The following is a 13,491-nucleotide window of genomic DNA, read 5'->3' on the forward strand; positions in this document are numbered from 1 at the left end:
TGCGCTGCGTGCCAGCGGCCATCAGGCCGGCAGGAAACCTTCCACCGACAGGTAGCGCTCGCCCGTGTCGTAGTTGAAGCCCAGCACCTTGGCGCCTGCGGGCAGCTCGGGCAGCTTCTGGGCAATGGCGGCCAAGGTAGCGCCGGACGAGATGCCCACCAGGATGCCCTCTTCGCGCGCAGAGCGGCGGGCGTATTCGCGGGCCGGTTCGGCATCGACCTGGATCACGCCGTCGAGCAGGCTGGTGTCGAGGTTCTTGGGGATGAACCCCGCGCCAATGCCCTGGATGGGGTGGGGCGACGGCGCGCCGCCCGAGATCACCGGCGAGGCCGTGGGCTCCACCGCAAACACCTTGAGTTGGGGGAACTTGGCTTTGAGCACCCGCGCCACGCCCGTGATGTGACCACCCGTGCCCACCCCCGTGATCAGCACATCAATGCCGTCGGGGAAATCTGCCAGGATCTCCTGCGCCGTGGTGCGCACATGGATATCGATGTTGGCGGGGTTCTCGAACTGCTGCGGAATCCAAGAGCCAGGCGTCTGCGCCTGCAACTCTTGCGCGCGGGCGATGGCACCCTTCATGCCTTTTTCGCGCGGGGTCAGGTCGAACTGCGCGCCATAGGCCAGCATCAGGCGGCGGCGTTCGATGCTCATGCTGTCGGGCATCACGAGGACGAGCTTGTAGCCCTTGACGGCCGCCACCAGCGCCAGGCCAATGCCGGTGTTGCCCGAGGTGGGCTCGATGATGGTGCCGCCGGGCTTGAGCGCGCCGGACTTTTCAGCGTCTTCCACCATCGCCAGCGCAATGCGGTCCTTGATGGAGCCGCCGGGGTTGCTGCGCTCCGACTTCACCCACACATTGGCGCCGGGGCCGAACAGGCGGTTGATGCGCACGTGGGGCGTGTTGCCAATGGTCTGAAGAATGTTGTCAACTTTCATGGCGTCTCCTGTGAGGTGTCGGATGGGTCAAAGGGAAGGGGTGTGGTGCGCATTCTGAACCACTTGTTCTACGGCCCTGGTCATATGGATATAGCCAGGGTATGGGTCCATGCCGCGCTGGCCCTTCAGGGCACGGGAGATATCTCAACGTGCATTGCATCCTCTGAGGGGGTGATCTGAACCTGAACCGGCAAGCCTAGCGCGATGGTCTGCGCATTGGTAACCGTGTGCTGCGTAACCTTGGTGCAGGTGTAGCGCGCGGCCTGCCCACTGCGCCACACAGACAGGGCCAGCGGCAGCATCCACTGGTCCGCCAGGTGCGGGCCCAGCGCGCCGGTGCTGCGCTGGTAGGCGCGCACTTCGTCCGCCAGCCGCTTGGCAACCTGCTCGGCCGACAGGCTGCGCTCGCCCAACTGGCAAAACACCTCGGTCACCTGCGCATACTCCAGCGTGGCGATCAGCGCATTGCCCGGGCCCTCGTTCTGGCGTGTGGATGGCTGGCGCAGTTGGCCGGCCTCGAACGTCCAACCCATGCGCTGGCCCAGCGCCTCCAGCTCCCGCGTCGCTATGTGGCGCGCCAGGCCGGGTGCCAGTGCCTCGCCCCAGCCGTTTTGCAACGGGCCGCGCTCCAGCACATCCACCGGCGCCAGCGGCTGCGTGGTGGCGGTGGCGGGCATGATGTGCGCCACCAGCTCGCCGCCCCCGGCGGGGTAGAAGCCCCGCCGCTGCAATTGCAGCTCCAGCCCCACCCCCAGCCGCCGCACCAGCGGCGCAAAGGCGCGTTCCAGAAAATCAAACGGCGGCGCCATCGGGTTGTGCGTGCCACCCGCCAGCTCGACCTTGCTCGGGCCATCGGCCAGCATCAGCGCGGGTAGCACCGTCTGCAGCACCAGCAGGCAACTGCCTGCGGTGGCAATCTGAAAACGGTAGTCGCCCGCACGCACCACGCCGGGTGTGAACACCAGCGTTTGCGAATTCAGCTCCGCGCCTTCGGCCTGCCCGCCGCACACGGCCACCGCCGCTTGCACGCAGGCCAGGTGCTGGCGCATCAGCCCCGGCTTGGGCCGCCCCGCACGGATGCGCGTGATGTGCAGTGGGCGGCCGGTGACCATGGACAGGGCCAGGCCGGTGCGCAGGATCTGGCCGCCGCCTTCGCCAGTGGAGCCGTCTAAGTCCAGTTGCTGCACGTTCATCCCTTCACGCACACGACTTGCTTGAGCGTGTAAACCACCTCCACCAGGTCTTCCTGCGCCGCCATCACCGCGTCGATGTTCTTGTACGCCATCGGAATCTCGTCAATGACATCCGCATCCTTTCGGCATTCCACGCCTTCGGTCGCCTTGATCTGGTCTTCGACCGTGAACAGCTTCTTGGCCTTGGTGCGGCTCATGGTGCGGCCTGCGCCGTGGCTGCAGCTGTTGAAGCTCTCGGGGTTGCCTTTTCCGCGCACGATGAAGCTCTTGGCCCCCATGCTCCCAGGGATGATCCCCAGCTTGCCTTGCTCGGCACTCACCGCGCCCTTGCGGGTCACGAACACGTCCTGCCCGAAGTGCGTTTCGCGCTGCACGTAGTTGTGGTGGCAGTTCACCGCCTCCACGTGCGTCTCGAACGGCTTGGTGATCACTTTGCGCAGCGCAGCAATCACGCGGCCCATCATCACTTCGCGGTTGGCGGCGGCGAATTTCTGTGCCCACCCCACGGCCTTCACATAGTCACCGAAGTACTGCGCGCCTTCCTCGAAGTACGCCAGGTCCTTGTCGGGCAGGTTGCGCTGGTTCATCTCGGCGTCCTTCTTGGCCAGCTCGATGAAGTGGGTGCCGATGGCGTTCCCCACACCGCGCGAGCCGGAGTGCAGCATCACCCACACCGACTGGTGTTCGTCCAGGCAGATCTCGATGAAGTGGTTACCCGTTCCGAGCGTTCCCAGGTGCTTGTAGTTGTTCGTGTTCTTGATGCGCGGGTGCGCCTCGCAAATTTCCTCGAACTCATCCACCAGCCCCGCCCAGGCGCGGTCGGTTTCAGCGGGCGGCGTATCCCAGCTTCCCTTGTCGCGGCCAAAGCGCTTGGGCGTCATGCCTACCGGAACGGCGCGCTCGATGGCTGCTCGCACGCCTGACAGGTTGTCGGGCAGGTCGCTGGCCGTGAGCGTGGTCTTGCACGCCATCATTCCGCACCCCAGATCCACCCCCACCGCAGCAGGGATGATGGCCTTGAGGGTGGGCACCACCGAGCCGATGGTCGCGCCAATCCCCAGGTGCACGTCGGGCATCACCGCCACATGCTTGAACACGATGGGCAGGCGCGCGATGTTGCGCAGCTGGTTCTTGGCGTCTTCCTCCACAGGCACGCCGTTCGTCCACATCTTTACGGGCACACCGTTCGGGATTTCGAGTTGTTCGTAGTTATTGGTCATAGTTCTTTTCTCGTTGTTTCTTTGTTGTGTTGTTCGTTTTTAGGGCGACGGGCGTTATGCGGTCATCGCGTCAAAAACTGCGCTGATCCGCTCCGGGAGCGGGTAGCGCTGATGGTCCACGGCCCCCGCAGGCAACCAGGAATTGGTGGGGCCTGCATCCACCAGGCGCATGAGCTTTTCCGTCCAACGTGCCTTGGTGGCTGGCCTGTTCAGCCATTCCTCCATGGTGCGTTTGTATTCGGCCTGGTCAGCGGCAAACGCGTTGCCCATCTGGTTGGCATTCCACACATAGTCCCAATAGCACGCGTCCACAAAGTGCAGGGTCGATGCGTCGCTGTCGCTATCGAGCCAGTGCTCTAGCAAGGGCTCCAGCGGCACGCGGGCATAGGCCCACATGAGCAAGATGGTGAAGGCGTTATCCCCCTGGAAAAGCGAATCGCTGCCCGCAGGCCATTGCTCCAAGCCTTGTGCAAAGTACGCCAGCGCAAAGCCCTGCAGCGCAGCCTGTTCTGTCGCTGAAAAGGAGCCGGGCTCGCACCGCCCCAAGCGGTCCAGGTACAGCTCGGTGGAGTGGTGCAACCGGGCGCCTTCGGCCAGCAGTTCCAGCAGCCGTGGGGCCAGGTATTTGATTTCATCCGCAGGCTGCACCTGGCTCTTGGCCGAATCGTTGTATTGGTAGAAGTGCTTCTCGGTCAGTTGGGGCATCGGCAGGTGGCTCATTTGCAGCGCCAGGTCAGCATCCATGCAGCAGGCAGTGCAGACATCCAGGGTGCCCACCTCTGGTGCGCTGTATTTGGCAAATGCCTGGTAGACCGCCTGTGTGGCTGCTTCCAGCGGTGTGGTTACAGGTGTCGGTTGCTTCTTCATAGGGTTCTTTCATCTCATCTTCACCAGGCCATTGAGCACCTGGTCCAGGCCGCCAAAAACCGAGATCTTGTCGATGCGTTCAGCCACGCGCTCCAGCGTCTCCAGCTCCTTCATGCGCAGGGCGACAGGGTTGTCCTCCATCACTTTCGCGGTGTTGAGCAGCGAGCGCGTGGCGGCAGTTTCCTCGCGGCGGCGGATCACGTTGGCCTCGGCCTGCTTCTGTGCCTGCACCACCTGGGTCAGGATGGTCTTCATCTCGCCCGGCAGCACGATGTCCTTCACGCCCACGCTCTCCAGTTGCATGCCGTAGGGCAACAGCTTGGCGGCCATGTGTGCGGTCACCACGTCGTCGATCACCGTCTTGTTCTCCAGCAGCTCATCGAGCGTGCGGGTGCCCACGGCGGCGCGCAGCGCAAACTGCAGCTCGCGGTACAGGTGGTCGGCAGGCTTTTGCAATTGGGCAAAAGCGCGCAGCACATCGGTGTAGCGGCAGGTGGCGCACAGGTTCAGGCGCAGGCTGACCTTGTCGCGGGTCATGATGTCCTGGCCCGAAACCTCCACGGCTTGCAGGCGCAGGTCCACCAGCTCCACGGCCACAGTGCGGCCGTACTTCCAGAAGGCGTAGGTGCCAGCCGTGAGCAGGCGCTCCACCTTGCCGTCCACCGTCAGCAGCGCGCACTGGCCCTCGGGCACCTGCACCTGCAGCACACCGGTCAATCCGGTCACGCTGCGCTGGCGCAGCTGGGTCTGCGTCAATCGCGCCACCAGTGCGGCGGGCAGTTCAGCGCCCGCTTGCAGGTCCACCACGTGCACGCTCACCTCCACCAGGCCTTTCCAATAAAGGCGGCGGGTGCCGGGCGGCAGAAGCTCGACCAGCACGCCGTTTTCGCTGCGCAGGCCCACTTCGGTTTCCGACAGGTTGACCTGCACAAACTCGGCGGCCACCACCGCGGGCTCTTGCGCCATCAGGTACTCGGTCAGGCCGTGGGTGAAGGCGGGTTGTTCCAGGGCGAAGGTTTCCACGCGCAACTGGTCGGTGCCCGCAAACAGCCAGTAGGTGCCGCTGCGCAGCACGCGGTCAAAGCTGCCGTTGCGCAGCAGCAGTGCGCGTTCGTTTTTCTTGACGGTGGCGCGTTGGAACATCTTCGTCAGCATCTCTTTTTCCTCTCTCTTCTTCGTTGTCGTATCGGGTTGCCGTTACAGCGATGGCGGGGTGCCAGGGGGTGCAGCCTGGGCCGTGCAGTGCGCCGTGGTGGCTGCCCCCATCCCCAGCGGGAATGGCGGCAGCGCGGCTGGCTGCGGGCGCGGGCTGTGCCGGGCGCTGGCACAAACCGCCACCGGCTGACGGGGTGAATCCCTTGCGGTCGCTGCGCAACCTCAGGGCCTCTCCCCGCGTTCGGCGGGTGGTCTTTCGACCGGTACTTCCAAACAATGTCTTGCGACCGTGGGCAGGAATCGAACCTGCGACAACCGCCTTTCGGCGGGGCTCTACCAGACTGAGCTACCAGTGGTGGCACGCCTGGAGTCGAACCAGACACTTCCTTTCGGAGTAGTCACCACGACCGTGCCGCTACCCAGCGTTGGCGATGTGCGGCATGCAGAACATCAACAGAACCCGAAGGCCCCGGACGCCCGGCACCGGTGGGGCGAACATTTGTCCTAACCCCAGCCTGTGAGCGGTCACCGCTTGCGCTGGATGCTTCTTCTATTGCCAGATGTGTGCCAGCTTGTGGTGAGTGGTATTCAACTTGCGCAAGCTGTTGATTTGTATGGTGATATTTTTGTTTTACGAAATTGGTGTGGTATGCGCTTATCAGAATAACTAGAATGAAAGCTAGTTAAATAGACACAAATAAATGCGCAAAAACAAGGTGGTCATAGGATTCCTTGGCACCCAGCTCGACTCCGGCCGGGGCGCCGGGCGGTGGGAGAAATGGCGCCCCACCGTATCGCTGGTGCAGCATGAGGACGTGGTGATCGAGCGGCTGGAGCTGCTCTACACACCACCGCACCGCGAGCTGGCCCACCAGGTGCGCGCTGACATGGCGACTGCCTCGCCCGAGACCACGGTGAACCTGGTGCCGCTGCCCATTGCCGACCCGTGGGACTTTGGCGAGGTCTATGCCCAGCTGTACGACTGGACGCAGGCCTACCGCTTTGACACCGAGCGCGAGGAGTACTGGACGCACATCACCACCGGCACGCACGTCGCGCAGATCTGCCTGTTCCTGCTGGTGGAGTCGCGCCGCATTCCGGGTGTGCTGGTGCAGACCTCTCCGCCCAAGCGCCAGCAGATGGGCAACCCTGGCAGCTACACGCTGATCGACCTGGACCTCTCGCGCTACGACGTGATCGCGCAGCGCTTCGGCGCGGAGCAGCAGGATGCGGTGCAGTTCCTCAAAAGCGGCATTGCCACGCGCAATGCGCGCTTCAACGCGCTGATCGACGAAGTGGAGCGCGTGGCGGTGCGCTCGCGTGCGCCCATTCTGTTCACCGGGCCCACGGGTGCGGGCAAGTCGCACCTGGCGCGGCGCATGTTCGAGCTGAAAAAGTCGCGCCACCAGGTGGAGGGCGAGTTCGTGGAAGTGAACTGCGCCACGCTGCATGGTGACGGCGCAGCGTCCACGCTGTTCGGCCACAAAAAGGGCGCCTTCACCGGCGCTGCGGCCGACCGTGCGGGTTTGCTGCGCACGGCGCACAAGGGCGTGTTGTTTCTGGACGAGATTGGTGAGCTGGGCCCGGACGAGCAGGCCATGCTGCTCAAGGCCGTGGAGGAAAAACGCTTCTACCCCCTGGGCAGCGACCGCGAGGTGGAGAGCGACTTTCAACTGGTGGCTGGCACCAACCGTGACCTGCGCACCGAGGTGGCGGCAGGGCGCTTTCGTGAGGACCTGTTTGCGCGCATCAACCTCTGGAGCTATGTGCTGCCGGGCCTGGCCCAGCGACCCGAAGACATCGAGCCCAACGTGGAGCACCTGCTGGTGCGTGCGGGCACGGAACTGGGACGCAGCGTGCGCTTTTCCAACGAAGCGCGCGCCGCCTACCTGCGCTATGCCCAGTCGCCCGAAGCGTTGTGGACCGGCAACTTTCGCGACCTGTCGGCCAGCGTCACGCGCCTGGCCACGCTGGCTGACAGCGGTCGCATCGGCCTGCCCCTGGTCGAGGCCGAGATCGCCCGCCTGCGCTGGCTGTGGCAGCCCGCCAGCGATGCGCGCAGCGGGCTGGCATCTGCAACAGGGACGGTGGGACGCGACGAACTCGCGGCCCTGCTGGGCGACGAGGCGGTGGAATCCATGGACCTCTTCGACCAGCTCCAACTGGCGGCGGTGCTGCAGGTCTGCCGCCAATCGCGCACTTTGTCGGACGCGGGGCGCCTGCTGTTCCAGGCCTCGCGCACGCAGCGCACGGTGGTCAATGACGCGGACCGGCTGCGCAAGTATCTTGTGCGCTTTGGTCTGGACTGGGATCGCGTCGCGGCCGCTGGGCGATAATCCTACCCGTGAAGCACGCCAGACCGCCGCTGGTGCAATCTGGGAAACCAGGCACTGGAGGAACGTCCGGACTGCACAGGACAGCGTAGCAGCTAACGGCTGCCCACCGTGAGGTGAGGATCAGAGCAACAGAGACGAGTCCCGGGGGAGTGCCGCAAGGTAGACCACTGGGGGTGAAACGGGCAATCTCTACGCGCAGCAATACCAAGTAGGCCAACGTTGATGTGGTTCCGCAGAGTTGGCGGGTAGGTAGCACCGAGCCGTGGTGGCGACACCCGGCCCAGATTAATGGCGGTCACACTGCGGGCAACCGTGGTGCACAGAATCCGGCTTATCGGCGCGCTTCACACTTTATTTTCACCCTGACTAGCCAAGGGTCGTGTGGTGAGCACGCCGCCCCTGTGGCGGGGCTGTGTTCAGTTTTTTGCGCAATGGGGTGCTTGCCCCCGCTCCAGCTCTGTCGCACGCTCCACCGTGTCGGGGTGGCTGCTCAGCAGCGACCAGACAGGGTGCGAGCCGATCTCCTGAGCCACCTTGCGCTGGCGCGCTGCATCGGGTGTGCTGGCCCCGGAGGAGGGCGCCGATGCTGCGGCGGTCGGGCCCTTGCCCAGGTCCTTTTTCTGGGTCTCTTCGTTGTCCTCATCGCGCGCAATCGCCAGCAGCAGCTGGCCCATGGGCGCAGTGGGCAGTGCGGCGTGGCGCATGACGGCGATGGCGTAGCAGTCGGCCTCGCGCTCATGGCTGCGGCTGTAGGCCAGGCCGGTCAGCAAGGATGCACCCGTAGAGACGATGCCAGACACATCGCCCAGCGCCAGCCCCAGGCCCATGTTGAGCACGCCCTGCTGCACCACCATGCGCGTGGTGTGGCGCTGCACCACGTGGCCGACTTCGTGGGCCAGCACGCCCACCAAGGCGTTGTCGTCCAGGCCCTTGTCGGCCGCTGCCTTCACGATGCCGTCGGTCATCACGATCTTGCCGCCGGGCAGCGCAAAGGCATTGGCACCCATGCCGGATCGGAACTCCAGGGACAAAGGCGGCCGGTAGCCGGAGTAACGCTGCAGGCCAGGGGGCGTCTGCTGCACCAGGGCATCAAAACGCGCCTTGAGCTGGTCTTGTCGGGCCGAAGGCAGCTTGCTGGGCTTCAGGGTGCCGTTGTCCATTTGCTGGAGCACGTTCTCGGCCACGCTGGTCTCCCAGCTGATGGGCACAAACCGCGTGAGCTGCGTGGCCGCCCAGGGTGTGCCGTAGCGGTAGAACAGCGTGAGGCCAATGACGGCGGCGGCCGTCACGCCCAGCAGCACGGGCCAGCGGGTCTGCATGCGTTGTGCGATGCCGGGGCGCTCGCCCGCTGCTGCCAGGGCAGCGCGCCATTCGGCCACGGCATCGATCTCCACGCTGCCATGGTCGCGCAGATCGACGACCACGCGGGGCTGCGGCTTGCGCTCGTTCCAGGCCTCGGGCCAGCCCACCTGTTTCCAGGCAAAGACGACAGGCTCGGCCCCGGGCTGTGAGAGCGGGTGCAGCACCAAGGAGGGGCCTTGCGGCGTGGGCCGCAGGCTTACCACCACGGGCCGGGCCTTGCTGCTCTGGCCATCGAACCAGCGCCCGGGGACGAGGGCTGGGTGCGCAGATGCCGACATGTTCAGCCGATGAGGTCGAGGCCAGCGGCATCCGCCAGTGCATCGCCCAGGCCCCCCTGCTGCTGGCGCACCATGGCACCGGTCACCTGCTCCACGCCGCCCTTGACGTGCAGGGTGACGGACTCGCACTTCATGCGGTATTCGCTGACCCGCGCAAACGGGCGGTACAGCCCCAGCGTCAGCAGGGTAAGCAGCATGTTCTTGATGCGCAGCCACACGTAGCGGCCGCTCTTGAGGTGGCACTTGAAGCGGGCCACGTGGCTCACGCCGATGTTGTTCCACATCAGCTGGAACATGCGCGCCTCGCGGTATGCGCGGGCCGGTGCCGACGCCAGGATCAGCATGAAGATGCCCGCGATGATGGACACGATGATCACCACAAACATCCACAGGCCCAGGCGGTCGCTCTGGCTGGCCACCAGGGCGATGGAGCTGCCTGCGAGGATGCCGATCAGCGCCGAGAACCCCACCACGCACAGGATGAACACAGCCACGGTGGCCATCCACACCTTGACGAAGTCCATGTACACGGGCTTCCAGCGGCCTCGCTCGGCACCCACCTGGGCCTTGAGCACCAAGAGGCTCTTGAAGTTGTATTCGGTGCGGATCACGCACAGCACCGACAGCACCAGGCCCAGCAGCACCAGGCCGCCCATGGCGGGCGTGAAGCGGGGCATGGGTTGTTTCTTGCCCTCTTCTTCGATGGCCTCCAGCGCCTGGGCCAGGTCGGGCGATAGCAGCTGCAGACCATAAAACACGCCAAACCACACCAGCGCCAGCGCAAACACAGGCCAGCTGGCGATGTAGACCTCTTTCCAGCTCGCGGTGAACTGCAGTCGCAGCCCGCGCCACCGCGTGGCGCCCAGGCGAAACCGCATGGCGCTGGCCCAGATGAAGGGCGCCAGCGCCGCGCCCGCCAGCAGGAACAGGCCCACCGCCGTGTCCTGCCCGGTGTTGGCGGCCAGGTTGTAGGCAATGGTCAGCAGCATCAGCAGCACAAAGCCCATCACCATCTTGCGCTGCTGCGCGGTGAATTCGAGGGGGCTGCCGGCCACCAGCGTGTGGCTGTAGAAATACTGGGCGGTGCGGCGGCGCGCCCAGGGGGTGTAGATGCCCAGCGTGACGATGGACAGCAGCACGTTGACGATCCAGACCCGGAAATACTCGCCCCCGCTACCCGTGAACTCGAGCGGGTGGGCATCGATGTTCATCGGCATGAAGGTGGACATCGGCCCCGCAGCGCCGCCAGACGATTGGTTTGTGTTCATGAACTCCCTCCAGAGTGCTGCGCAGTGTAGCAGCGGTGCGGATCGAAGGAATTCAAATGAAAAAGGCTTGAAGCGCTTGTTGTAAAAGCGCTGGTAGCTATGTTTTCAGGAGCATATGTGCTTGACTTGTCCGGTGCGCATCGGCAGGGTGCGGCTGGGCCTGCAAGCCCTTAGGGCAACGCTGAACAAGTCCCTCGCGCACCGCGCACCCCTGCTTTGGGCGGTCTGCCGCGTTGCAAATCCTCGCGATAGCTACGGCATCGCTGTGGTTTGCGCCTTGCATCCCATCCCAAATCAGGGCGCGCGCCACTGCGAGGACTTATTCAGCGTTGCCTTAGAACTTCTCCCAAGGCTGCAGGTAGCGCCACTGCCCCTCGGGCACCTTGGCCAGCGGCACGCGGCCGATGCGGATGCGCTTCATGCCCACCACCGTCAGGCCCACCGCCTCGCACATGGCCGGGATCTGGCCGGGGCGGATTCCCTTGAGCGCAAAGCGCAGCTTGGTTTCGTTCTGCCAGCTCACCTTGATGGGGGGCAGGGGGCGGCCATTGAACGTGAGGCCATGGCACAGGCGCTGCAGGCCATTGGGCGCGATGTCGCCCTTGACCTCGACGATGCACTCTTGCTCCAGCGACTCGATGTCTTCGGCCAGTTTGCGCGCGATGCGCTTGTCTTGCGTGTACACCACGAGGCCGCTGGCCTCGGTGGGCAGCGGGGTGAAGCATTCGAGCTGCTTGAAGTGGCGCTGCAGCACGCGGATGCCCGAGGCATCTTCCGGCAGGTGGGACGCCGCGCTGAGCAGTGTGAGCGCCTGTTGCGCACCCTGGCTGCGGCTGGCGTGGGCCGCCTGCCCGGTGGGTGAGCCAGGCAGGCCCAGGCCGGCTTCAAACCCTGCGGGCTTGTGCAGCAGCAAGGTCACTGGGGTCAGCTCCAGCAGGCTGGCATCGGGTGCGACCGCCACGGTCTGATCGGGGCGCACGCGCGCGCCGGGGGCTTCCTCGATCTGGCCGTCCACGCTCACAAAGCCGCCCTCGATGAATTGCTCGGCAGTGCTGCGCGAGCAGCTCAGCTGCTCGGCCACGCGTTTGGCCAGGCGGATGTGGGTGGGGTCGGGGTTCTTGTCGGTCATTGAATATGAAGGCGGTCTTGGTGTTCTTGTGGCTCAGTTGTTGCCGGGTTGCAGCGAGCGTATGCGCTCCACATGCGCCAGCAGCGAGCGCTGGGCCACGGGCCACATGCGCTGCGGTACGTCGTCATAGGCGTGGCGCACCCAGTCGTCCATGCTGCCCTGGGGCAGCGCCTGCATGGCGGCCAGTACCTTGGCCTCGCGCGCCAGGCGGTGGGCCCTGAGCTTGGCGATGGCATTGCGGGCACCGAGGACCGGGCCCCCCAGCACGTAGCCATGCGCGGGCAGGATGAACTCCACGCTGCGCTCGGCGCAGACCGCATCCAGCCGGTCCAGCGAATCCAGGTAGTCGGCCATGTTGCCGTCCGGCGGGTCGATCACGGTGGTGCTGCCGTTCAGGATGTGGTCACCACTGAACAGCAGCGCGTCTTCCACCAGCAGCAGGCACAGGTGGTTGGCCGCATGGCCTGGGGTGTGGACTACCTGCAGGGTGTGGGTGATTTTGCCTTCAGGTGCCAGTCCCTCAAGCACGAGCAGCTCACTATTTTGTAGCGCCCGGTCGGGGGCGAACTGGCTGGCCGCGCGGGCCGTGGGGGCCGACGGCAGGCCCAGAACGGGCGGGCGCGCCTTGCCGGCCTGCACACACATCGCCTGCAGCGGCGCCGCGCCGGGAGAGTGGTCGGCGTGCGAGTGGGTGCACACAATCATGCGGATGTCGCCCCCCGCTGCACGCCAGAGCTTGTCCAGGTGCTCGGCATCGGCCGGGCCAGGGTCGATGGCGATGAAGCCCGTGGCCGGGTCGCCCACCAGATAGCTGTTGGTGCCAGGGCCGGTCATCACGCCAGGGTTGGGCGCGGTCAGCCGCATCACGTTGCGCAGCAGCGGCACGGGGCGCTCGGTCTGCCAGTCCAGCGGGTGCACGATCTGCCCGTCGGGGCAGACCAGCGCCAGCTCGCCAAACGGCATTTCGTCCTCCATGTAGCGCGCTTCCTTGCCTGCCAGCAGGCCTGCGCGCGGGCAGCTGACCCACAGGGGCTGCTCGTGCGCCACGGCGTCCAGCACTGCCTGGGTGCTGGCAAATTGGGCCAGGCGCTGCAGCGTGCGGATGGTCGGGAAGATCATGAAGAACTGCCCCGCCTCGTGCCGCGCCAGCGCGTCGGCAGGGCGCACCCACACGGGCTCGAACTGCTCTGCCTCGTCGGCCACGGGCTCCTGGCCGTCGGGCATGCGGGCCACCAGAAAGGGCACTTCAAAGCGGCGCGCCAGGTCACGGTCGGCCGTCCAGTGGGCCAGCAGGTACACCCCATCGGCCGCCAGGCGCAGTCCGCGTGCGGCGCACTGTGCGGCAAACGGCTGGTGGCGGTCGATGGCGGCAATGTCCTGCGCATCGGCCATCTGCCCTTGGCGGGGGCCTTCTGCATGGCGCGCCAGCAATACGCCCAGCTCTTCAAAACTCTCGCGGATGGCGGCAATCGCCTGGGTGAGGTGCTGGTCGCTTTGGGTGGGGCGGCGGTCGGCGGCGGCGTGCGTCGCGGGTGCTGCATCCAGCGCATCAATGCCACCGCCGGGGAACACATACGCGCCAGGCGCAAAACTGGCCGTGGCCGAGCGCCGGGTCATGAGGACTTCGAGCCCGCCGCCGCCAGGCACATCGCGCAGCAGCAGCACGGTGGCAGCGGGGCGGGTGGCTACCGGTTCTCGGTGGGGGTGGAGTTGTTGGCTGGAGCGGGGCATCGGGCCATTATCC

At 65.5% G+C, this 13,491-nt stretch carries 10 protein-coding genes, 1 tRNA gene and 1 other RNA gene; 2 read left to right on the forward strand and 10 right to left on the reverse strand.

Going from position 1 to position 13,491, the window contains the following annotated elements:
- Window positions 1-21: 21 nt before the first annotated feature.
- The 6 genes from cysK to C8C95_RS13505 form a co-directional block, all read right to left on the reverse strand.
- Window positions 22-939 (reverse strand): cysteine synthase A, encoded by a 918-nt coding sequence (gene cysK, locus C8C95_RS13480; protein ID WP_056059308.1) that lies wholly within the window; start codon window positions 937-939, stop codon window positions 22-24.
- Window positions 940-1,064: 125 nt separating this feature from the next.
- Window positions 1,065-2,132: an RNA 3'-terminal phosphate cyclase gene (rtcA, locus tag C8C95_RS13485; protein ID WP_207780645.1), complete on the reverse strand. Its 1,068-nt coding sequence runs from the start codon at window positions 2,130-2,132 to the stop codon at window positions 1,065-1,067.
- Window positions 2,129-3,352 (reverse strand): RtcB family protein, encoded by a 1,224-nt coding sequence (locus C8C95_RS13490; protein ID WP_116748915.1) that lies wholly within the window; start codon window positions 3,350-3,352, stop codon window positions 2,129-2,131. The genes rtcA and C8C95_RS13490 overlap by 4 nt, the downstream gene beginning before the upstream one ends.
- Before the next feature lie 54 nt (window positions 3,353-3,406).
- The gene (locus C8C95_RS13495; RefSeq protein WP_116748916.1) at window positions 3,407-4,219 is read right to left on the reverse strand and encodes a hypothetical protein; all 813 of its coding nucleotides are present in this window, start codon (window positions 4,217-4,219) and stop codon (window positions 3,407-3,409) included.
- Between the two features lie 9 nt (window positions 4,220-4,228).
- The gene (locus C8C95_RS13500) at window positions 4,229-5,362 is read right to left on the reverse strand and encodes a slipin family protein (RefSeq protein ID WP_116750285.1); all 1,134 of its coding nucleotides are present in this window, start codon (window positions 5,360-5,362) and stop codon (window positions 4,229-4,231) included.
- A 296-nt stretch (window positions 5,363-5,658) separates the two neighbouring features.
- Window positions 5,659-5,731: transfer RNA gene (locus tag C8C95_RS13505), tRNA-OTHER, on the reverse strand.
- A gap of 344 nt (window positions 5,732-6,075) precedes the next feature.
- Here C8C95_RS13505 and rtcR point away from each other — a divergent pair.
- Together rtcR and rnpB are read left to right on the forward strand one after the other, a co-directional pair.
- Window positions 6,076-7,710, forward strand: a complete 1,635-nt coding sequence (rtcR, locus tag C8C95_RS13510) for an RNA repair transcriptional activator RtcR (RefSeq protein WP_116748917.1) — start codon at window positions 6,076-6,078, stop codon at window positions 7,708-7,710.
- Window positions 7,711-7,720: 10 nt separating this feature from the next.
- Window positions 7,721-8,060, forward strand: an RNA gene (gene rnpB / locus C8C95_RS13515) — RNase P RNA component class A.
- Window positions 8,061-8,126: 66 nt separating this feature from the next.
- On the opposite strand, the gene C8C95_RS13520 is transcribed toward rnpB, so the two are convergent.
- The 4 genes from C8C95_RS13520 to C8C95_RS13535 form a co-directional block, all read right to left on the reverse strand.
- Window positions 8,127-9,350: a M48 family metallopeptidase gene (locus tag C8C95_RS13520; protein ID WP_116748918.1), complete on the reverse strand. Its 1,224-nt coding sequence runs from the start codon at window positions 9,348-9,350 to the stop codon at window positions 8,127-8,129.
- Window positions 9,351-9,352: 2 nt separating this feature from the next.
- Window positions 9,353-10,618, reverse strand: a complete 1,266-nt coding sequence (locus tag C8C95_RS13525; protein WP_056059294.1) for a YjgN family protein — start codon at window positions 10,616-10,618, stop codon at window positions 9,353-9,355.
- Between the two features lie 334 nt (window positions 10,619-10,952).
- Window positions 10,953-11,747 carry an rRNA pseudouridine synthase gene (locus C8C95_RS13530; protein ID WP_116748920.1) on the reverse strand — a complete coding sequence of 265 codons (795 nt, stop codon included), beginning with the start codon at window positions 11,745-11,747 and terminating at the stop codon, window positions 10,953-10,955.
- A gap of 33 nt (window positions 11,748-11,780) precedes the next feature.
- Complete coding sequence (locus tag C8C95_RS13535) at window positions 11,781-13,478, reverse strand: MBL fold metallo-hydrolase (RefSeq protein ID WP_116748921.1); 1,698 nt, start codon at window positions 13,476-13,478, stop codon at window positions 11,781-11,783.
- Window positions 13,479-13,491: the final 13 nt, after the last annotated feature.

The organism is Acidovorax sp. 99 (assembly GCF_003096455.1).
In the GTDB taxonomy this organism is placed as follows: Bacteria; Pseudomonadota; Gammaproteobacteria; order Burkholderiales; family Burkholderiaceae_C; genus Acidovorax; species Acidovorax delafieldii.

What these genes read in the sequence shown, in the direction of transcription:
- rtcR (WP_116748917.1), top strand. Translation starts at nt 6,076, where the DNA reads ATGCGCAAAAACAAGGTGGTCATAGGATTCCTTGGCACCCAGCTCGAC.
- C8C95_RS13520 (WP_116748918.1), bottom strand. Translation starts at nt 9,350, where the DNA reads ATGTCGGCATCTGCGCACCCAGCCCTCGTCCCCGGGCGCTGGTTCGAT.
- rtcA (WP_207780645.1), bottom strand. Translation starts at nt 2,132, where the DNA reads ATGAACGTGCAGCAACTGGACTTAGACGGCTCCACTGGCGAAGGCGGC.
- C8C95_RS13500 (WP_116750285.1), bottom strand. Translation starts at nt 5,362, where the DNA reads ATGTTCCAACGCGCCACCGTCAAGAAAAACGAACGCGCACTGCTGCTG.
- cysK (WP_056059308.1), bottom strand. Translation starts at nt 939, where the DNA reads ATGAAAGTTGACAACATTCTTCAGACCATTGGCAACACGCCCCACGTG.
- C8C95_RS13490 (WP_116748915.1), bottom strand. Translation starts at nt 3,352, where the DNA reads ATGACCAATAACTACGAACAACTCGAAATCCCGAACGGTGTGCCCGTA.
- C8C95_RS13535 (WP_116748921.1), bottom strand. Translation starts at nt 13,478, where the DNA reads ATGCCCCGCTCCAGCCAACAACTCCACCCCCACCGAGAACCGGTAGCC.
- C8C95_RS13530 (WP_116748920.1), bottom strand. Translation starts at nt 11,747, where the DNA reads ATGACCGACAAGAACCCCGACCCCACCCACATCCGCCTGGCCAAACGC.
- C8C95_RS13495 (WP_116748916.1), bottom strand. Translation starts at nt 4,219, where the DNA reads ATGAAGAAGCAACCGACACCTGTAACCACACCGCTGGAAGCAGCCACA.
- C8C95_RS13525 (WP_056059294.1), bottom strand. Translation starts at nt 10,618, where the DNA reads ATGAACACAAACCAATCGTCTGGCGGCGCTGCGGGGCCGATGTCCACC.